The organism is Aquabacter sp. L1I39 (assembly GCF_017742835.1).
Classification (GTDB): Bacteria; Pseudomonadota; Alphaproteobacteria; order Rhizobiales; family Xanthobacteraceae; genus L1I39.
In genome coordinates, this window is sequence record NZ_CP072392.1 from 4487597 (window position 1) to 4507292 (window position 19696).

Genomic DNA, 19696 nt, shown 5'->3' on the forward strand with positions numbered 1-19696 from the left:
GCCAAAGGCAGGGGTGGAGGGATGCGGGAGCGGCCGGCGCGCGGCGGCGCGCCAGATTGGGTAAGGGTTAGACGTCGGAGCCTCGCTCCGTCCGCTCCCGCGCGGGGATTTCTGGCCTCGGCCCCGCGCCGCGTGGGCGACAGGTTCTCCCATCAGCACCGGCCGAACCACTGCCGGATCGGTGCGCCAGGACCTTCAGCCTCCTCTGCTAACGGTTCGGGGGGCGTTATTCCCCGTCCCGTCGGACACCCGCCCCCAGCACCACCCATCAGGCCGCTCCGGACGCGCCCCTCCTTGGTGCCAGGTGCTCATACCCTAGCAGAGGCTCGTAGAAATAGGAATATGGTCTAGGATATTTTTCTTAATGAGCGATGATTGCGACTCTCGCCCATCCCCCTCCCTATCCCTCCCCCGCTTTGCGGGAGAGGGGACTTCCGTGCGCTTGGTCGGGGCGGCGCTCTGCCGTCAGGCGTCTGTCATCCGGACCTCTCCCCCGCTGCGACGGGCTCCCTCTCCCGCAAAGCGGGGGAGGGTGGGGGAGGGGGCGCGGGGGCGAGGCGCCGGTGGGGCAGGTCTCAGCGAAGAGGGGGCAGCGGCCCCGTGCAATGGGAGAAGGGGGCGATGCGGCGGCGGGGACAGGAAGGCTCAAGGAAGGCTCACCTGCGTCCGCGCCGTCTCCCCGCCCCCAACGCGCCCCGCGCCTCTTGACGCGTGCATGGACGCGACGTTTGGACGCCACGTTTGGACGCCACGTTCACGGCAGGCTTTCCCGGCGAGGCGGGGCCTGATAGAAGCCGGCCATGCCTTTTTCGTCCCTGCACGCGATCCCGCGTCCGCTCATCGCCGCGCGAATTACCGGCCCGGTCGCCCCTGGGCGCGCCTGACGCGCGCGCGGGCCGGCCGGGATCAAGGCGCCTGCCGGGATCGGGTTGCCCCGCGTGACCCCCGGCCCGACGCTCCAACGCCCATCGCGCAGCACGGACCCCTATCGAGCCTGACCATGACCGACAAGACCGCCGACAAGACCGCAGAAGCCAGCGCCCCCGATTATTCCGCCACGCTCTTCCTGCCGCAGACCGAATTCCCCATGCGGGGCGGCCTGCCCAAGAAGGAGCCGGAGCTTCTGGAGCGCTGGGAGCGGCTCGGCCTCTATCGCCGCCTGCGCGAGGAAGGCCATGGCCGCCCGCGCTTCGTGCTGCATGACGGCCCCCCTTACGCCAATGGCAACATCCATATCGGCCACGCGCTCAACAAGATCCTGAAAGACGTGGTGACGCGCTCGCAGCAGATGCTGGGTCACGATTCCAACTATGTGCCCGGCTGGGACTGCCACGGCCTGCCCATCGAGTGGAAGATCGAGGAAGAAAATTACCGCAAGAAGGGCAAGTCCAAGCCGGACCTGACCGACAGCGCGGCCATGATCGCCTTCCGCCAGGAATGCCGCGCCTATGCCGAGCACTGGCTGAGCGAGCAGCGCACCGAGTTCAAGCGCCTGGGCGTGGAGGGCGACTGGACCCACCCCTACACCACCATGTCGTATCTGGGCGAAGCGCAGATCGCCCGCGAGATCATCAAGTTCGCCGAAAACGGCCTGCTCTATCGCGGCTCGAAGCCGGTCATGTGGTCGGTGGTGGAGAAGACCGCCTTGGCCGAGGCGGAGGTGGAGTATCACGACCACACGTCGGATACGGTGTGGGTGAAGTTTCCGGTGAAGTCTACCAAAGGGGGAAATACCCAGTGGGGATCTGCCGACTTGGCACGTGCTGAAAGTAATTTTCTTAAACTAAGGGGCGCCTCAGTCGTTATCTGGACGACCACGCCTTGGACGCTACCGGGAAACCGGGCGATCTCGTTCTCGTCAAAGATCGCTTACGGCCTCTATGAAATCACAGACGCTCCCGCAGACAATTGGGCTGAGGTCGGCGACAAGCTGATTTTGGCTGATAAATTGGCTCACGAGGTATTTAAGGCAGCGAGAATTGCCGAAAACGGCTTTCGGCGTATTAGCACTGTTTCGAGCGCTGAGTTGGAGAGTGCCCTTACCGCCCACCCCCTCGCTTCCCTCGGCTACGACTTCCCCGTTCCCTTGCTCGACGGCGACCACGTCACCGACGACGCCGGCACGGGCTTCGTCCACACCGCGCCGGGCCATGGCCGCGAGGACTTCGAGATCTGGACCCAGAACCGCCGGTGGCTGGAGGAGCGCGGCATCAATCCCGCCATCCCCTATACGGTGGATGAGGACAGCTTCTACACCGCCCAGGCCCCCGGCTTCGAAGGCAAGCGCGTCATCACCGAGAAGGGGGAGACGGGCGATGCCAACAAGGCCGTCATCGAGGCGCTCATCGCCGCCGGCAACCTGCTGGCGCGTGGCCGGCTGAAGCACCAGTATCCCCATTCCTGGCGCTCCAAGAAGCCGGTCATCTTCCGCAATACCCCCCAATGGTTCATCGCCATGGACCAGGACATCCGCGACGAGCACGGCCGCCCCGCGCCGCGCCCCGCCACCTTGCCGGGCAATGTGCCGGACACCCTGCGCGAGCGGGCGCTGGCCGGCATCAAGACCGTGCAATGGGTGCCGGAGGTGGGCGAGAACCGCATCACCGGCATGATCGCCAACCGGCCGGACTGGGTGGTCTCCCGCCAGCGCGCCTGGGGCGTGCCCATCGCCGTCTTCGTGAAGGAGAAGGGCGACGGGGCGGTGGAGATCCTGAAGGATGCCGCCGTCAATGCCCGCATCGTCGCCGCCTTCGAGGAAGAAGGCGCGGACGCCTGGTACAAGGAAGGCGCCCGGGAGCGTTTCCTGGCCGACCGTGCCGCCGAGGGCTGGGTGAAGGTGGACGACATCCTGGACGTGTGGTTCGATTCCGGATCGACCCACGCCTTCACTTTGGAAAAGCGCGCCGACCTCAAGGCCAACCGCGCGCCCAACGGCCCCGACCGGGTGATGTATCTGGAAGGCTCGGACCAGCATCGCGGCTGGTTCCATTCCTCGCTCCTGGAAAGCTGCGGCACCCGTGGCCGCCCGCCTTATGACGCCGTGCTCACCCACGGCTTCGTGCTGGACGAGGACGGGCGCAAGATGTCCAAGTCGCTGGGCAACGTGGTCTCCCCCCAGGAGGTCATCAAGGCGTCCGGCGCCGATATCCTGCGCCTGTGGGTCTGCGCCTCCGACTATTCGGACGATCTGCGCATCGGCCCGGAAATCCTGAAGACCACCGCCGACACCTATCGCAAGCTGCGCAACACCATCCGCTGGCTGCTGGGCTCGCTGCACCATTACCGGGCGGCGGAAAAGGTGGCGTTCGCCGACATGCCGGCCCTGGAGCGCCTCGTCCTCCATCGCCTGCAGGAGTTGGACGGCCAGGTGCGCGCCGCCTATGTGGCCTTCGACTATAAGAAGGTGCACGCGCTGCTCACCAACTTCATGACCACCGAGCTGTCGGCCTTCTATTTCGACGTGCGCAAGGACGCGCTCTATTGCGATCCCATCTCCTCGCTGACGCGCCGGGCCTGCCTGACCGTGCTGGAGGAGACCTTCAACCGGGTCGTCACCTGGCTCGCGCCCATCCTGCCCTTCACCTGCGAGGAGGCCTATATCGCCCGCACGGGGAATGAGGAGGGCTCGGTGCACCTGCTGACCTTCCCCGAGACCCCGGCGGAATGGCGAAACGAGGCCCTGGCCGAGACCTGGCGCAAGATCCGCTCCGTGCGCCGGGTGGTGCTGGGGGCGCTGGAGGTGGAGCGTGCCGCCAAGCGCATGGGCTCGTCGCTGGAGGCCGCGCCCCGCATCCATGTGAGCAATCCGGAGCTTGCCGCCGCGCTCGCGGGCGTCGACATGGCGGAGGTGTGCATCACCTCCGGCGCGCAGGTGCTGCTGGACGAAGGCCCGGCGGATGCCTTCCGCCTGGAGGACGTGCCGGGCGTCGCGGTGGAGCCGGTTCCGGCCGTGGGCACCAAGTGCGCCCGCTCCTGGAAGGTGTCCACCGAGGTGGGCGCCGACCCCGACTATCCCGATGTCACCCCCCGGGACGCGCAGGCCCTGCGCGAACTGGCGGCGGCGCAGGCAGCGGCTTGACCATGTCGGCGCTGCGGCTCGGCCTTCTCACGGCGCTGGCCTCCCTGGTCCTCGACCAGGCGAGCAAGGTGGCCGTGCTCCACTGGTCGGAGAACTGGACCGAGCGGCTGGTGACGGTGACGCCGTTCCTGGACTTCGTGGCCATCTGGAACACCGGCATCAGCTACGGCCTCTTCCCCCAGGGAGAGGCCGGGCGCTGGGTTCTGGTGGCCATCAATGCGGTGGCGGCGGTGCTGTTCGCGGTGTGGCTGGCCCGCACGCCCCGCCGCTTCGAGGCCTTCGCGCTGGGCCTGCTCATTGGCGGGGCCATCGGCAATGCGGTGGACCGGCTGGTCTATGGGGCGGTGTTCGACTTCATCTCCCTGCACGCTTTCGGCTTGCGCTGGTATGTGTTCAACATCGCAGACGTGGCGGTCGTTGTGGGCGTGGCGTTGCTTCTTTATGATGCCCTCTTTGCGCGTGCCTCAAAAACGCCGCCCTCAGGGGCCAGCCCTAGGGAGTGACCCTGGGTCCGTAGCAGGCACCGCGGGGTGGAAGAGATCCTAGAGGACATGTCCATGCGACTGAGCACGAGACCTTCCGGCGAGACGCGCCGCCGCGCCACGGGCGAGGTCGGGTCGTCCCTGGCCCGGTCGTCCCTGTCCAGTGCCGGCGTGAAGTTCCTGCCGGCGGTGATGCTTGCGGCCGGCCTTTGTGTGCCCGGCGCCTCGGCCCGCGCCCAGGATGGCGACTTCTTCCAGAACATCCTCGCCACGCTGGGCGTGGTGGAAGGCGAAAAGCCCGACATCCAGTATCGCGAGCGGGCGCCGCTGGTGGTGCCCCCTGGCACGGCCGCCTCGTCGCTGCCGCCGCCCAAGGAAGGCGCGGCCGTCACCAATCCCAACTGGCCGAAGGACTACGACCTCCAGCGTGCCCAGGCCGCCAAGGCCGACGACAAGACGCCGCTGCGCCGGGACGATCCCGGCAACCCGCTGCTGCCTTCGCAGTTGAACAACCCCAAGTTCAAGCCGCTGGCCTCAAACCGCGTCACCGAGCCGAACACCGGCCGCGCCCGCGACGAACTGATGCCGAGCGAACTGGGCTTCAAGGGTTGGAACATGGGTGCGCTCAATGGCCCCCAGGACAAGCCGCTGGTGTTTACGGGCGAGCCGACCCGCGAGGCGCTGACCCAGCCCCCGCCCGGCTACCAGACCCCGGCCCCTAATGCGCCCTATGGCACCGTGGAGAAGAAGGAAGAGCCGTTCAAGCTCCCGAGCTTCTTCGATCTCCAGAATACCAGTTCCAAATAGGGCTCCTGCCGCGCGGGGACAGGCGGGATGGCCTGCGCCACCGCCCCGTCCCGGCCCCGGACTGCGCGAGCGACGTGAGCGGACGGCCGTACCCGGCCGCCCGTGCAACCGCCCGGAAAGATTTTCATCGTGACATTGAGACGCATCGCCATGGCCGTTCTGATTGCCGCCGGCACCGCCGCCGCCACCGTCCAGCCCTCGCTTGCCGGTGGTCCGGAGGTGAGCCAGTTTGAGTTGAAGAACGGCCTGAAGGTGATGGTCATCCCCGACCACCGCACCCCGGTGGTCACCCACATGGTCTGGTATCAGGTGGGCTCGGCGGACGAGCAGCCCGGCAAGTCCGGCATCGCCCATTTCCTTGAGCACCTGATGTTCAAGGGCACCGAGAAGAACCCGCCCGGCAAGTTCTCGGCCGAGGTGGCGCGGCTCGGCGGCCAGGAGAATGCCTTCACCTCCCAGGACTACACCGCCTATTATCAGCGGGTGGCCAAGGAGCACCTGGAAAAGGTCATGGCCTTCGAGGCCGACCGCATGACCGGCCTGAAACTCTCCGACGAGGTGGTGCTGCCCGAGCGCGACGTGGTGCTGGAAGAGCGCCGTATGCGCACCGACAACGATCCCGGCGCCCGTCTCGCCGAGGCGCTGCAGGCGGCCACCTATGTGAACCATCCCTACCAGCATCCCATCATCGGCTGGGAGCACGAGATCAAGGGCCTCAATCGCGAGGACGCGCTGGCCTTCTATCGCCGCTTCTATGCGCCCAACAATGCGGTGCTGGTGGTGGCAGGCGATGTGGACCCCAAGGAGGTGCTCGCGCTCGCCGAGAAGACCTATGGCCAGGTGGCCCGCGCCGACACGCCGCCGCGCAACCGCCCGCAGGAGCCCGAGCCGCAGGCCCATCGCCGGGTGTCGCTGGCCGATCCCCGCGTGGCGCAGCCGAGCCTCCAGCGCACCTATCTCGTCCCGTCCTACCGCACCGCCAAGCCCGGCGAGGCGGAGGCCCTGGATGTGGCCGCCCAGATCCTGGGCGGCGGCCAGACCGGGCGCCTCTATCGCACGCTGGTGGTGGACAAGGGCCTCGCGGCCGGCGCCGGTGCCTGGTATCAGAGCACGGCCTATGACGCGACGCGCTTTGGCGTCTCGGCCTCGCCCCGTCCGGGCGTGACCCTGGAAAGCCTGGAGCAGGCGGTGGACGAGGCGGTGGCCAAGCTCGCCGCCGAAGGGCCGGACGAGCTGGAGCTCGCCCGCGCCAAGACCCGCATGACCGCCGACGCCATCTATGCCCGCGACAACCAGGCGACGCTCGCCCGCATCTATGGCGCCGCCTGGGCCACCGGCATCTCGGTGGATGACGTGAACCAGTGGCCCGACCGCATCAAGGCCGTGACCGCCGAGGACGTGAAGGCGGCCATGCAGCGTTATCTCACGCTGAGCCGCGCGGTGACGGGCTATCTCACCCAGCCCCCCGCGGCCGCCAAGGATGCGCCGGCCAAGGACGGGTCGGGTTCTGCCGCGCCGAAGGAGAACCGTTCGTGAGGCGCGCGCTGCGCGCGCCCGCAGGCCGTTCCGAGTCCTCTTTTTCCGCCGTGCGCCGCGCCGGCCTCCCGGACGGCCTGTCGGCCGGGAAATACGCGCTTGCGGGCCTTGCTGGCTTGTTCTTATTGGTAGCCATGACCATTGCCCTTGCCCCCCACGCCCAAGCCCAGTCCAAGACCACCCGCATCGCGAAGGTGGTGAGCCCGGGCGGCATCGAGGCCTGGCTGGTGCGCGACACGACCTTGCCGCTCATCGCCATGGAATTCGCTTTCCTGGGCGGGGCCGCGCAGGATCCGGCGGATCGCCCCGGCGTCGCCAGCCTTGCCGCCTCGCTGCTGGATGAGGGCGCCGGCGATATGAATGCGGAGGCCTTCCACCGGGCGCTGGCCGACAAGGCCATCGAGCTGCATTTCGACGCCAATCGCGACGAGGTGCGCGGCTCGGTGCGCACCCTGTCGGAGAACCGCGACGCGGCCTTCGACCTCTTGCGCCTGTCGGTGACGCAGCCGCGCTTCGACGACGAGGCGGTGGAGCGCATCCGCGCCGCCCAACTCGCCGGCCTGCGCCGCCGCTCCACCGATCCCAACAGTCTCGCCAGCGAGCGCTGGTTCTCCATCGCCTTCCCGAACCATCCCTATGGACGGCCGGTGGACGGCACGCTGGAGAGCGTGCCCAAGATCACCCGCGCCGACCTCCAGGCCTTCGCCAAGCGGACCCTGGCCCGCTCCAACCTGCGCATCGCGGTGGTCGGCGACATCACGCCAGAGGATCTCGGCCAGGAGTTGGACAAGATTTTCGGCGCCCTTCCGGACAAGGCGGACCTCACCCCGGTCGCCGATGTGACCCCCAAGGGCATCGGCGCGGTGGATGTGATCCCGCTAGCGGTGCCCCAGTCGGTGGTGCTGATGGGCACGGTGGGCCTGGAGCGCAAGGATCCGGACTTTATCCCGGCCTATGTGCTCAACCACATATTGGGCGGCAGCGCCTTCTCCTCCCGCCTCTTCAAGGAGGTGCGCGAGGCGCGCGGGCTCGCTTATTCCGTCTATTCCTATCAGGTGGCCCTCGACCATGTGGGCCTCTGGTTCTCCGGCACCGCCACCAAGAATGAGCGGGCGGGCGAATCCATCCGCATCATCGGCGAAGAGTTCGCCGCGATCCTGGACAAGGGGCCGACCGCCGAGGAACTGAAGGAAGCCAAGAGCTACCTCACCGGCTCCTATGCGCTGCGCTTCGACACCTCCTCGAAGGTGGCGGGCCAGTTGCTCCAGATCCAGATCGACCAATTGGGCATCGACTATATCGACCGGCGGAATGCGCTGATCGAGGCGGTGAGCCTGGAGGATCTGAACCGCGTCGCGCGCCGTCTCACCGACGCGCGCAAGGCGCTCACCGTGGTGGTGGGCCGGCCCGAGGGCCTTGCCGGCCAGTGAGGCGCGGCAGGGCCCCGCTTTGCCGGTAACCATGCTTTGCGATAGTGGGCGCCGGTTTCGTTCGGAAACGGACCGGGCCTCCCACGCCGGCTTAACATTCTGTTATAGATGCCCGCGAAAAAGCAGGAGGATGGGAGCAGCCTGATGCGTATGCCCTTCAATGCGACCTGGCCGGTGCGCTTGCTTGTGCCTGCCGCACTGTCCCTGGCCTTGGCGGGTTGCGCCGGCGGCGGGAATTCCCAGGGCACCTTCGGCGCCCCCGGCGTGGATGTGGAGCCGGGCGCCGGCACCCGCATCTCCGACCAGGCGGTGGCCGGCGTCGGCGGCCCTTCGGCGGCCCCGCCCAGCCTGACCGTGGGCACCGGCGCCAATGCGGTGGACTATTCTTGCCCGGTGGTGGACGTGCGCACGGGCGCCGGCACCTGGCAGGTGCCGGGCAATGGCGGTCTGAAATACCAGGCGACGGTGGCGACCCTCGCCCGCGAATGCGCCATCAACGGCACCACCATGACCATGAAGGTGGGCATCGAGGGCCGGGTGATCCTCGGCGAGAAGGGCACCCCGGGCGGCCTGTCCGTGCCGATCCGCATCGCTGTGGTGCAGGAGGGGCCGAACCCCAAGACCATCACCACCAAGTTCTTCACCGTGCCGCTGAACATTCCGGCGGGCGAGAACCAGCTTCTGTTCTCGGTGGTCGAGGACCAACTGAGCTTCCCGCTGACCAATCCCGGCGATGTGGAAAAGTACGTGGTCTATGTGGGCTTTGACCCCAAGGGCAGCTCCGAGCCGGCCCGTCCGCGCACCACCTCCCGGCCGCGCCCTGCCGCGCCCGCCGCCGCCGCTCCTGCCGCAGCGGCCCCTGCCGCCGCCGCGCCCGCGGCTGCCGCACCGGCAGCCAGCTCTTCGTCCTCGTCCTCCAGCTCGTCCTCCAGCAGCGGCGGCTTTGCCCCGCCGCCCAGCACGAGCAGCAGCTCCAGCAGCACGGGCGGCTTCTCCAACAGCTCCGGCGGGGCCACGTTCGGACCGCCCCCCGGCACCTTCGCGCCGGCGCCCGGCCAGTGAGCCGGCGCTGCTGGCACGGGGTATCCCCCGCTGCCGGCAGGCGAAACACGATGGCGCAAGCCGTTTGATCCAGGCGCCGCCCTCCGGGGCGGCGCTTTCGTTTTTGTGCGCCGCGTTGACGCGGCGTGGCGATCCTCTATGCTTGAGGGCGCTGGCAGAGGATTCTGCTGGCAATCGGACGATCCCTGCGGGAGAGACCGGCCGTTTCCGCATCGTGCGGATCCTGCGCCGGCGCCGAAGGCGCAACCGCCCCGGAACCGCTCAGGCAAAAGGGCCGCAGGGGGACGAGCCTCTGGAAAGCAGGCGCACGGCGAAGCCATGCGTCTCACCGAAGGAGTAATCCGTGCCCGTTCCACCGGGTGCGGTGAAATCTCTCAGGTTCCGGTGACAGAGGGGGCGCCGCACGGGCCGAAGGGCCCGTTTGTTTTGGCGCGACCCCCAGGATTCCGGAATGGCTCAGGCTGCAGACGACGCCTCCCTTCTCCAAACCCCCCTTCATGCGGCCCATGCCGCTCTCGGTGCCCGGCTCGTGCCGTTCGCCGGCTATGAGATGCCGGTGCAATATCCGCAGGGCATCCTGGCCGAGCATGCCTGGACGCGCGCGGAAGCCGGCCTGTTCGATGTCTCCCACATGGGTCAGGCCCTGCTGGTGGGGCCGGACCACGCCACCACCGCGCGGGCACTTGAAGCCCTGTGCCCGGCGGACTTCGTCAATCTGAAGCACGGCCAGCAGCGCTATTCGCAGCTTCTTGCGGAGGATGGCGGCATCCTGGATGACCTCATGGTCACCCGCCCGCTCGATCCGCAGATGGATGGCAAGCTGATCCTGGTGGTGAACGCCGCCACCAAGGATGCGGACTATGCCCATATCGCCGCCCACTTGTCCGATGGCGTCGTCCTCCACCCCCAGGAGGACCGGGCGCTTCTGGCGCTGCAGGGGCCCAAGGCCGCGACGGTGCTGGCGCGCCTGAGCCCCGAGGCGGCCGCCCTGACCTTCATGAGCGCCACTCCCACCACGGTGGCCGGCGCCTATGCCCACATCTCCCGCTCCGGCTATACCGGCGAGGACGGCTATGAAATCTCCATCCCCGCCGCCGAGGCGGTGAAGGTGTGGGAGGCGCTGCTCGCCGAACCGGAGGTCAAGCCCATCGGCCTCGGCGCCCGCGATTCCCTGCGCCTGGAAGCCGGCCTCTGCCTTTACGGCCACGACATCGACCCCACCACCTCCCCGGTGGAAGGCGGTCTCGTCTGGTCCATGCAGAAGCGGCGGCGGGAGGAGGGCGGCTTTCCCGGCGCGGCGCGCATCCAGCGCGAGTTGAAGGAGGGGCCGGCGCGGGTGCGCGTGGGCCTCAAGCTGGAGGGCCGCGCCCCCGCCCGCGAGGGCGCCGAGATCGCCAAGGATGGCGCGGTGGTGGGCAAGATCACTTCCGGCGGCTTTGCTCCCACGCTCAATGCGCCCATCGCCATGGGCTATGTGCCGCCCGCGCTCGCCGCGCCCGGCACCGCCCTTGAAATCCTGGTGCGCGGCAAAGCCTTGCCCGCCACCGTCGTCACACTGCCGTTCGTGCCGAACCGCTATGCCCGCACCATCGCTCCCCGGGGGAACTGACCGATGACCGAGACCCGCTACACCAAGGATCACGAATATGTCCGCCTGGAAGGCGACGTGGCCGTGATTGGCATCACCGACTACGCCCAGAGCCAGCTGGGCGACGTGGTCTATGTGGACCTGCCCGAAATCGGCGAGGCCGTGGAGCAGGGCAAGGAAGCCGCCGTGGTCGAGAGCGTGAAGGCGGCGAGCGAAGTCTATGCGCCGCTCTCCGGCGAGGTGGTGGAGGTCAATTCCGACCTGGAAGCCGCCCCGGCCACCGTCAATGAGGATGCGGAAGGCAAGGGCTGGTTCGTCAAGCTCAAGCTCGCTGATCCCGCCCAGTTCGCCGGCCTCATGACCGAGGCGGACTACAAGGCCTTCCTGGAAACCATCGCCTGAGCGGGACACCCGCCCGCGCGGCCCGTCGAAAAAGAGGTGCATCATGGCCCACGCTTACAACGCCACCATCTCCTGGAGCCGGGGCGAGGCTGTCTTCTCGGACGGCCGCTACAGCCGGGGCCATATGTGGACCTTTGACGGGCTGTCCTTCCCGGGTTCCTCCTCTCCCCTCGTGGTGCGCCCCCCGCTCTCGCGGGAGGACGCCATCGATCCCGAGGAGGCGCTGGTGGGGGCGCTGGCCAGCTGCCACATGCTGTTCTTCCTGGATTTCGCCCGCAAGGCCGGCTTCGTGGTGGACAGCTATTCCGATGCCGCCGTGGGCGAGATGGGCCCGAACGCCTCCGGCAAGCTCTATGTGGCACGCATCACGCTGAACCCCGATGCCCGCTTCTCCGGCGAGAAGCTCCCCTCGGCCGAGGACATCGCCGCCCTTCATCACCGCGCCCATGAGGAATGCTATGTGGGGCATTCCCTGCGCGCGGACATCGTCATTTCCCCCGTGTTGCCGCCCGCCTGAGGCGGGTGCCAGGAAGTCTGACATGAGATACTTGCCCCTGACGCCAGAGGATCGCGCCGACATGCTGGCGCGCATCGGCGTCTCCGCCGTGGACGAGCTGTTCGCCGACATCCCCGCCGACAAGCGCCAGACGGCGCTGCCCGATCTGCCGCTGCGGCGCGGCGAGATGGAGGTGGAGCGCGCGCTCTCCCGCCTCGCCGCCCGCAACGTGCCGGCGGGCTCGGTGCCCTTCTTCGTGGGTGCGGGGGCCTATCGCCACCATGTGCCGGCGACGGTCGACCATCTGATCCAGCGCTCGGAATTCCTGACCTCCTACACACCCTACCAGCCCGAGATCGCCCAGGGCACGCTGCAATATCTGTTCGAGTTCCAGACCCAGGTGGCGGAATTGACCGGCATGGAGGTGGCCAATGCCTCCATGTATGACGGCTCCACCGCTGCCGCCGAGGCGGTGCTGATGGCCCATCGCCTCACCAAGCGGGGCAAGGCGGTGCTGGCGGGGAACCTGCACCCCCATTATCGCGAGACCATCGCCACGGTGAGCCGCTATGCGGACCTGCCGCTGGAGAGCCTCACCCCCGTCCCGGCGGGGGGAGAGGACATTCTTTCCGCCATCGACCAGAGCGTCTCCTGCGTGGTGGTGCAGAGCCCCGACGTGTTCGGCAATCTGGTGGACCTCAAACCCATCGCGGAAAAGGCCCATGCGGCCGGCGCGCTGTTGGTGGCGGTGTTCACCGAGGCGGTGTCGCTGGGCCTGGTGGAGCCCCCGGGCGCCCAGGGCGCCGACATCGTGGTGGGCGAGGGCCAGTCCATCGGCAATGCCCTGAATTTCGGTGGCCCCTATGTGGGCCTGTTCGCCACCCGCGCCAAATTCGTGCGCCAGATGCCCGGCCGCCTCGCCGGCGAGACGGTGGACGCGGAAGGCCGGCGCGGCTTCGTGCTGACGCTCTCCACCCGCGAGCAGCATATCCGCCGCGAGAAGGCGACGTCCAACATCTGCACCAATTCGGGCCTGTGTGCGCTGGCCTTCACCATCCATCTCTCGCTCCTGGGCGAAGCCGGCCTGACGCGGCTTGCCCGCATCAACCATGCGGCCGCCTGCGATCTGGCCGACAAGCTCGCCGCCCTCGACAAGGTGGCGGTGGTGAACGCCTCCTTCTTCAACGAATTCACCATCCGCGTGGCCGGCAATGCGGCCGAGGTGGTGGAGAAGCTGGCCGCCAAGGGCATTCTCGGCGGCGTGCCCTATTCCCGCCTCGCGCCCCAGGCGGGGCTTGATGATTTGATCCTGGTGGCCGCCACCGAGGTGACCACGGACGAGGATCGCGCCGCCTATGCGGCCGCGCTGAACGAGGTGCTGGCATGACCGCCGCCATCTCCATTCGCGCGACGCGCTCCCTCTCCCGCTTGCGGGGGAGGGCCGGGGAGGGGGCCATAGGGGCGTGCGCGCCATCGGTCTTTTCCCCCTCCCTGACCCTTCCCCGCTTCGCGGGAGAGGGGATTGCGGCGCCCATGGCGGCTGCCGCCCGACTGTTCGAGGTGCGCTCATGAATCGCGAAGGACGCGGCGCCACCACGCCCGCACAGACCACCCAAGCCGCTGGCCCCAATACCTTCACCGGCAACCGGGCCCTTGAGCTGGAAGAGGGCCTCCTGTTCGAGGTCGGCCGCGCCGAGGTGACCGGCGTCGATCTCGACGAGCCCGCCGCCTTCACGCCCCGCCTCGGCGGGCTGGAGCGCACCGCCCCCCTCGGCCTGCCCGGCCTCTCCGAGCCGGAGGCCATGCGCCATTATGTGCGCCTGTCGCGCATGAATTACGGCATCGACAGCGGCCTGTTCCCGCTGGGATCGTGCACCATGAAGCACAATCCGCGCCTGAACGAGCGCATGGCGCGCCTGCCCGGCTTTGCCGATGTGCACCCCCTCCAGCCCCAGTCCACGGTGCAGGGCGCGCTGGGCGTCATCGCGGAACTCAGCCGCTGGCTGCTGACGCTCACCGGCATGAGCGGCGTCGCCTTCACCCCCAAGGCCGGCGCCCACGGTGAATTGTGCGGCATGATGGCCATCAAGGCCGCCCACGAGGCGTCCGGCCAGAAGCGCCACATCGTGCTGGTGCCCGAGAGCGCCCATGGCACCAACCCGGCCACCGCCTCCCTGATCGGCTATGAGGTGAAGTCCATCCCCGCCCGTCCGGACGGCACGGTGGACCCTGAAAGCGTGAAGGCGGCGCTCACCCCGCAGGTGGCGGCGCTCATGCTCACCAATCCCAACACCTGCGGCCTGTTCGAGGCCGACGTGGTGGAGATCGCCGCCGCCGTCCACGCAGCCGGCGCCTATTTCTATGCGGACGGGGCGAACTTCAACGCCATCCTCGGCAAGGTGCGCATCGGCGATCTCGGCGTCGACGCCATGCACATCAACCTGCACAAGACCTTCTCCACGCCCCATGGCGGCGGCGGGCCGGGTGCGGGGCCGGTGGTGCTGTCTGCCGCGCTCGCCCCCTTCGCGCCCGTGCCGGCGCTGGTGGCGGATGGCAATGGCCTGCGCCTCGTGGAAGCGGAAGGCGATGCGGGCGCCGAGCAGGCGCTCGGCCGCATGAGCGCATTCCACGGCCAGATGGGCATGTTCGTGCGCGCCCTGGCCTGGATGTTCTCCCATGGGGCCGACGGCATGCGCCAGGCCTCCGAGGATGCGGTGCTCTCCGCCAATTATATCCGCGCCAGCCTGAAGGACGTGATGAGCGTGCCCTTCGGCGAGCGGCCGGCCATGCATGAGGCCCTGTTCGACGATGCCTGGCTCGCCGGCACGGGGCTCTCGACGCTGGACGTGGCCAAGGCGCTCATCGACGAGGGCTACCACCCCATGACGGTCTATTTCCCGCTGGTGGTGCACGGCGCCATGCTGATCGAGCCCACCGAGAGCGAGTCCAAGGCCACCCTGGACCTGTTCATCGGTGCCCTGCGCGATCTCGCCTTCGCCGCCAAGGCGGGGGACAAGGAGCGCTTCCTCGGCGCCCCCCATTACGCCCCGCGCCGCCGCCTGGACGAAACCCGCGCCGCCCGCTCCCCGGTGCTGCGCTGGACAAAGCCGGCGGCGCTGCCGCAAGCGGCGGAATAGGCGGCTTACGCGCTGGAAGCTGGAACGGCCCCGCCTGCGCGGGGCCGTTTTCTTTTGCGCGGCGCCCCCATGCCAGGGCCGGAGCAGCGCGCCTCAGTCCGCGCCGGGTTCGGCGGGGGGCAAGGGGAGGGGAGAGGCCTGCGGGATAGGCACCGAATAATAGCGGCGCTGCGGCACGGAGCCGGTCTCGGCCGGTCCGCCTTGGGTCGGCGCGTAGGACATGGGGCCGGGCGGGCGGAGCGTGGAGGGCTGGGGCACGGCGCCCGGCGGCATGAGCACGCGCTGGAACGGATCGCTGGCCGGCGCCGGCGGCGCCTTCACATAAGGCGGGGGATAGGCCGGCTGCGGATAGGCGGCTTGGGCCGGCGGCTCCGCCTGGGGCGGCAGCGCGCCTTGGGGATGGGGCGAGATGTCCATGGGCGCTCCCGCGCCCCGGGCGCCATAGTCCGGCGCGGCGGGGGGCAGGCTCGACATGGGTACCCCATAGCCGGCGCCCGGCGCCTTCTGCGGCATGGGCTCGGGCGCGGCGGCGGGCGGCGGGTTGCCATAGGGGAAGGAGGGCGGGGCGATGATCGGATTGCCCTGCGGCGCCTTCAAAGGCATCTGCTGGCGCGCCATGACCGGGGGCGGCATGGGGCTGGGCTTGGGCTTGCAGATGGTGGCGCCCTTGGCGTGGCGCATCAGGTCCACATGCAGGTGGTCGTAGTGGAAGATGTTGGAGCCCGGCGCCAGCGTGGTGGTGAAGACGTCGCACGCCCCCGCTTGCACCTGGAGCAGGAAACCGCGCGCTTCGTTCGGGCCGCGCCAATTGTTCTTCACGCTGATCTCGCGCCCGTCGGCAAACCGGAACGCGCCGATATCCAGGGCATTGCCGAAGGCATGCTCGGAAATCTTGGCGTTGGGATCCCCGTTCATGCCGCGGCAGGAATAGGAGGACATCTGGGTGATGCCCACCACCGGCGCGCCCATCCAGGCCATGGCGGCGGGCTGGACCACTTCCTCCAGCCAAATATTGACGTTGCGGGCCATGGGGCAGGCGAGCACCGCGCGGGGCTTCACCTCCACCTGGCCGTCCTCGAAGGCGGAGATGCGAAACGGGTGCTCCATGCCGCAGACGCCGGGGCCGTTGATGGCCGAGGCCGGCTCCACATAGGCGGAGACGGTGATGCCCTTCTGGGCGATGCACTGCTCTTCCGCCTCGGCGCGCCAGGGCTCCCGTCGGTCGAACAGTCCGAACCGACAGCCCGACAGGAGCCCCACGCAGACGAGCGGGGCTACGAGATACCTGAACACTCCGCGCGTCATGCTCTGGAGCATGGGGCGGGGAGATTGAAATGGCGTTAATGCCGCAGGGGGGCGGACGGGAAAATCAGGCCGCCAACCCTTGCGGCGTCAGCGGTAGCGGGAAAGGGTGAGGCCCTCCATGTCGATCTCCGGCTTCCGCCCGGTGATGAGATCGGCCATCACCCGCCCGGTGCCCGCCGCCATGGTCCAGCCCAGCGTGCCGTGGCCGGTGGACAGGTGCAGATTGGCATAGCGGGTCGGTCCCAGCACCGGCGTGCCGTCCGGCGTCATGGGGCGAAGGCCGGTCCAGAAGGTGCCGGTCTCCACCTTGCCGCCATCGGGGAAGAGATCGCGCACCACATGTTCCAGCGTGCCCCGGCGGCTCGGGCGCAAGGCGAGGTCGAAGCCGGCCAGTTCCGCCGTGCCGCCCGCCCGGATGCGGTCGCCAAGGCGGGTCACCGCCACCTTGAAGGTCTCGTCCATGACGGTGGATTCCGGCGCCCCGGCCGCATCGGTGATGGGCACGGTGAGCGAATAGCCCTTCACCGGATAGACCGGCACCGACAGCCCGATGGTCTTCAAAAGCGCGGTGGAATAGGAGCCAAGCGCCGCCACATAGACATCGCCGGTCACTAACCCCCGGTCGGTGCGAACGCCGGTGATCTTGTCCCCCGCCGCCTCGATGCCGGCAATGGTGCGCCCATAGGAGAAGACGGCGCCCCGTTCTGCGGCCAGCGCCGCCAGGGCGGTGGTGAATTTGAAGCAGTCGCCGGTCTCGTCGCCGGGCAGGCGCAAGCCGCCGGCATATTTGCCCGCCACCCGCGCCAGGGCCGGTTCCACGGCGACGCAGCCGGCGGGGTCGAGGATCTCATACGGCACGCCGAAGCGTTCGAGGACGGCGGTGTCGGAGCCCACATGGTCCAGCTGGGCCTGCGTGCGGAACAGTTGCAGCGTGCCCTGCATGCGGGCGTCATATTGCACGCCGGTGCGCTGGCGCAGGGCGATCAGGCAGTCGCGGCTATATTCGGCAAGGCGCACCATGCGCCCCTTGTTGCGGGCGTAGCGGCCTTCCGTGCAATTGGCCAGCAAGTGCAGGCCCCAGCGGATCATGTCCAGGTCGAGGCGCGGGCGCACCACCAGAGGCGGGTGGGACATGAGCAGCCATTTGATGGCCTTCTGGGGCAGGCCCGGCCCCGCCCAGGGGGCGGAATAGCCGGGCGAGACCTCGCCCGCATTGGCAAAGGAGGTCTCCAGCCCCGCCCCCGCCTGCCGTTCGATCACCTCCACCCCATGGCCTTCTTCGGCGAGGTAATAAGCGAGCGTGGTGCCGATGACGCCGGCGCCCAGAATGACGATGCGCATGAGGGGCCTCCCCGAGAGCCGGCGGCCCAAGGCGATCATCGCCCGCGCCACGGCACCGCTTCAGACTAGATCCTGATCCGATCAGGTTGAACCAATCTGATCGGTGAATCCGCCTCCATTCAGAACGTGGGAGGGCGATTGAGCGACCAGAGGGGACCGCGTGATGGCTCCATTCGGCCGGATCGCGCTCCCGGCATATTTCGCCATCCGGGAAAGGGTGATGGCGCGCCGCCCGACCAGGGCGTCGCGCTCCGTACCCCCGCGGCAGGTGCGACTTGCCCGGAGAGCGATCCGGGTGGGCGATCCGCGAGGGTGATGTCTGGTCCGCCATCCCGCGCCTTGCCGAGGACCCCCGCAGGGCCTATCGACGCGGCGCGGGCGGCTTGGCCCGACGCCATCCCTCCTGATGGCCGAAGGGGTCTTGCTTTCGTCCATGTCGCTGCTGGCCCGCACCTCCACCGTTTCCGCCGCCACGCTGGGCTCGCGGCTGCTGGGCTTTGCGCGGGATGCAGGCACGGCGGCGGTGCTGGGGGCGGGGCCGCTGGCGGATGCGCTCATGGCCGCTCTCTCTGTGCCGCTCCTGGCGCGACGGCTGTTGGCGGAAGGGGCGTTCAACGCCGCGCTGATCCCTGCTTTGTCCCGCGCGGAAGGGCGGGGGCAAGGGGAAGGGGAAGGGGAAGGGGAAGGGGGGAGGCAAGGCGGCGGGGCCCGGCGGCTGGCGCGGGCCTGTCTTCTCCTGCTCACAGGCCTGCTTGCGGGCCTTGCGGTGGCCGGCGCGGTCTTCATGCCCTGGCTCATCCAGGTGCTGGCGCCGGGCTTCAGCCTGGGGGGCGAGCGGGCGGATCTCGCCATCGCCTGCGGGCGGATCGCGCTGCTCTATCTGCCGCTCGCCGGGGCGGCGGCAATCTATGGGGCGGTGGCCAATGGGGCGCACCGGATTCTCCTGCCCGCGCTCGCGCCCCTCACCGCCAATGCGGTGGTGCTGGTGGCCATTGTCGGGCTGCTCGCGGCCGGGCTGGTGGCGACCGCGCAGGCGGCCTTGGTGATGGCGGGCTTTACGGTTCTCGCCGGCATTGCCCAACTCGTCCTCATGGCGGCCGCTGCCCGGGGCGCGCCGGCGGCGCCGGGCGGAGCCGTCGGGCGCGCCGAGTGGCGGGCCAGCCTTGCCGTGCTGCGCGCATCCGCGCCCGCTTTGCTGTTCGCCGGCCTCTCCCAGGTGCGCCTGCTGCTGGCGGCGGCGGTGGTGTCCTCGGTTCCGGGATCGGTGGCGGCGCTCAATTATGCCCAGCGCCTGGTGGACCTGCCGCTCGGCCTGGTAGGGGCGAGTGCTGGGGCGGTGCTGGTGCCACTGCTCGCCTCGGGCGCCGCCAAGGGCGACAAGGCGGAGCATGCCACGGGCGCGGCGCTCGCCGCCTTCGCGCTGGCCTTCCCGGCGGGTCTCGGCCTCCTGATGCTGGCCGAGCCCATCGTTACCGTGCTCTACCAGCGGGCGAGCTTCACGGCGGACGACACGCTGCTGACCGCCGGCCTGCTGCAGATGCTGGCGCTCTCGCTGCCGGCGCAGGGCCTGGAGCGGGTGCTGTGCGCCACCGCCATGAGCCATGGCCTGGAAAAGCCCGTGGAGCGCATCGGCCTGGCCTCCCTGGTGCTGGCTTTGGTGCTGGCCGTTCCGGCCTTCCACCTGTTCGGGCCGGAAGGGGCGGCGGGGGCGGTGGCCGCCTCCGCGCTGGCCTCCGCTTTGGCCATGCTCGCCCTTCTGATGCGGCGGGGGCATTTGGCGCTGACCGGGGCGACCCTTCGGCAGGGTGCGACGCTGCTTGTGGCGGGCGGGACCATGGCGGGTCTGGTGGCGGTGGGCGCGGCGGCCTGGCCGGCCCCAGAGGCAGGCACGGTCCTCGGGCTGGTGCGGCTTGGTTGCCTGGTCCTGGCGGGCATGGCGGCCTATGGCGGCGTCTGGCTCCTGGGACGGGTGATGCTTTCCGGAGCTAAGCACCAAGAGGCGCCATGACCGCGCCACGGAAGGCTTTGCAGG

The 19696-nt window shown here is 69.1% G+C and carries 14 protein-coding genes and 2 riboswitches; of the genes, 12 read left to right on the top strand and 2 right to left on the bottom strand.

The annotated features are described in order from the left end of the window. Positions 1-1000 precede the first annotated feature (1000 nt). The 11 genes from ileS to gcvPB all read left to right on the top strand — a co-directional run bounded on the left by ileS (position 1001) and on the right by gcvPB (position 15018). Positions 1001-4078: an isoleucine--tRNA ligase gene (gene ileS / locus J5J86_RS20355; RefSeq protein WP_209101382.1), complete on the top strand. Its 3078-nt coding sequence runs from the start codon at positions 1001-1003 to the stop codon at positions 4076-4078. Between the two features lie 2 nt (positions 4079-4080). Beyond that, positions 4081-4581: a signal peptidase II gene (lspA, locus tag J5J86_RS20360; RefSeq protein WP_209105476.1), complete on the top strand. Its 501-nt coding sequence runs from the start codon at positions 4081-4083 to the stop codon at positions 4579-4581. A gap of 54 nt (positions 4582-4635) precedes the next feature. Beyond that, on the top strand, positions 4636-5367 hold the full coding sequence (locus tag J5J86_RS20365; protein ID WP_209101385.1) for a hypothetical protein: 732 nt from the start codon (positions 4636-4638) through the stop codon (positions 5365-5367). Positions 5368-5517: 150 nt separating this feature from the next. Then, positions 5518-6903 (top strand): M16 family metallopeptidase, encoded by a 1386-nt coding sequence (locus J5J86_RS20370; protein ID WP_209105477.1) that lies wholly within the window; start codon positions 5518-5520, stop codon positions 6901-6903. 134 nt (positions 6904-7037) lie between these two features. Next, entirely contained in the window at positions 7038-8333 is a 1296-nt protein-coding gene (locus tag J5J86_RS20375; RefSeq protein WP_209105478.1) for a M16 family metallopeptidase, read from the top strand. 144 nt (positions 8334-8477) lie between these two features. After that, positions 8478-9395, top strand: coding sequence for a hypothetical protein (locus tag J5J86_RS20380; protein WP_209101389.1), 918 nt, complete (start codon positions 8478-8480; stop codon positions 9393-9395). Between the two features lie 178 nt (positions 9396-9573). Next, positions 9574-9682, top strand: a riboswitch (glycine riboswitch). Positions 9683-9684: 2 nt separating this feature from the next. Beyond that, positions 9685-9789, top strand: a riboswitch (glycine riboswitch). A 57-nt stretch (positions 9790-9846) separates the two neighbouring features. Further along, positions 9847-11004 (top strand): glycine cleavage system aminomethyltransferase GcvT, encoded by a 1158-nt coding sequence (gene gcvT / locus J5J86_RS20385; RefSeq protein ID WP_209101391.1) that lies wholly within the window; start codon positions 9847-9849, stop codon positions 11002-11004. A gap of 3 nt (positions 11005-11007) precedes the next feature. Then, positions 11008-11385 carry a glycine cleavage system protein GcvH gene (gcvH, locus tag J5J86_RS20390; RefSeq protein ID WP_209101394.1) on the top strand — a complete coding sequence of 126 codons (378 nt, stop codon included), beginning with the start codon at positions 11008-11010 and terminating at the stop codon, positions 11383-11385. Between the two features lie 43 nt (positions 11386-11428). Further along, complete coding sequence (locus J5J86_RS20395; protein ID WP_209101396.1) at positions 11429-11902, top strand: OsmC family protein; 474 nt, start codon at positions 11429-11431, stop codon at positions 11900-11902. A gap of 22 nt (positions 11903-11924) precedes the next feature. Beyond that, positions 11925-13268, top strand: coding sequence for an aminomethyl-transferring glycine dehydrogenase subunit GcvPA (gene gcvPA, locus J5J86_RS20400; protein WP_209101398.1), 1344 nt, complete (start codon positions 11925-11927; stop codon positions 13266-13268). A gap of 181 nt (positions 13269-13449) precedes the next feature. Then, on the top strand, positions 13450-15018 hold the full coding sequence (gene gcvPB, locus J5J86_RS20405) for an aminomethyl-transferring glycine dehydrogenase subunit GcvPB (protein ID WP_209101401.1): 1569 nt from the start codon (positions 13450-13452) through the stop codon (positions 15016-15018). 93 nt (positions 15019-15111) lie between these two features. On the opposite strand, the gene J5J86_RS20410 is transcribed toward gcvPB, so the two are convergent. Both J5J86_RS20410 and J5J86_RS20415 read right to left on the bottom strand, forming a co-directional pair. Further along, positions 15112-16311, bottom strand: a complete 1200-nt coding sequence (locus J5J86_RS20410) for an extensin-like domain-containing protein (RefSeq protein WP_209101404.1) — start codon at positions 16309-16311, stop codon at positions 15112-15114. Positions 16312-16410: 99 nt separating this feature from the next. Beyond that, positions 16411-17664, bottom strand: coding sequence for a D-amino acid dehydrogenase (locus J5J86_RS20415; protein ID WP_209101406.1), 1254 nt, complete (start codon positions 17662-17664; stop codon positions 16411-16413). 421 nt (positions 17665-18085) lie between these two features. Here J5J86_RS20415 and J5J86_RS20420 point away from each other — a divergent pair, with 421 nt between their 5' ends. After that, positions 18086-19672, top strand: coding sequence for a lipid II flippase MurJ (locus tag J5J86_RS20420; RefSeq protein ID WP_209101409.1), 1587 nt, complete (start codon positions 18086-18088; stop codon positions 19670-19672). Positions 19673-19696 lie beyond the last annotated feature (24 nt).

What these genes read in the sequence shown, in the direction of transcription:
- J5J86_RS20370 (WP_209105477.1), top strand. Translation starts at nt 5,518, where the DNA reads ATGGCCGTTCTGATTGCCGCCGGCACCGCCGCCGCCACCGTCCAGCCC.
- gcvT (WP_209101391.1), top strand. Translation starts at nt 9,847, where the DNA reads ATGGCTCAGGCTGCAGACGACGCCTCCCTTCTCCAAACCCCCCTTCAT.
- J5J86_RS20415 (WP_209101406.1), bottom strand. Translation starts at nt 17,664, where the DNA reads ATGCGCATCGTCATTCTGGGCGCCGGCGTCATCGGCACCACGCTCGCT.
- ileS (WP_209101382.1), top strand. Translation starts at nt 1,001, where the DNA reads ATGACCGACAAGACCGCCGACAAGACCGCAGAAGCCAGCGCCCCCGAT.
- J5J86_RS20365 (WP_209101385.1), top strand. Translation starts at nt 4,636, where the DNA reads ATGCGACTGAGCACGAGACCTTCCGGCGAGACGCGCCGCCGCGCCACG.
- J5J86_RS20380 (WP_209101389.1), top strand. Translation starts at nt 8,478, where the DNA reads ATGCGTATGCCCTTCAATGCGACCTGGCCGGTGCGCTTGCTTGTGCCT.
- J5J86_RS20375 (WP_209105478.1), top strand. Translation starts at nt 7,038, where the DNA reads ATGACCATTGCCCTTGCCCCCCACGCCCAAGCCCAGTCCAAGACCACC.
- gcvPB (WP_209101401.1), top strand. Translation starts at nt 13,450, where the DNA reads ATGAATCGCGAAGGACGCGGCGCCACCACGCCCGCACAGACCACCCAA.
- J5J86_RS20395 (WP_209101396.1), top strand. Translation starts at nt 11,429, where the DNA reads ATGGCCCACGCTTACAACGCCACCATCTCCTGGAGCCGGGGCGAGGCT.
- lspA (WP_209105476.1), top strand. Translation starts at nt 4,081, where the DNA reads ATGTCGGCGCTGCGGCTCGGCCTTCTCACGGCGCTGGCCTCCCTGGTC.
- gcvH (WP_209101394.1), top strand. Translation starts at nt 11,008, where the DNA reads ATGACCGAGACCCGCTACACCAAGGATCACGAATATGTCCGCCTGGAA.
- gcvPA (WP_209101398.1), top strand. Translation starts at nt 11,925, where the DNA reads ATGAGATACTTGCCCCTGACGCCAGAGGATCGCGCCGACATGCTGGCG.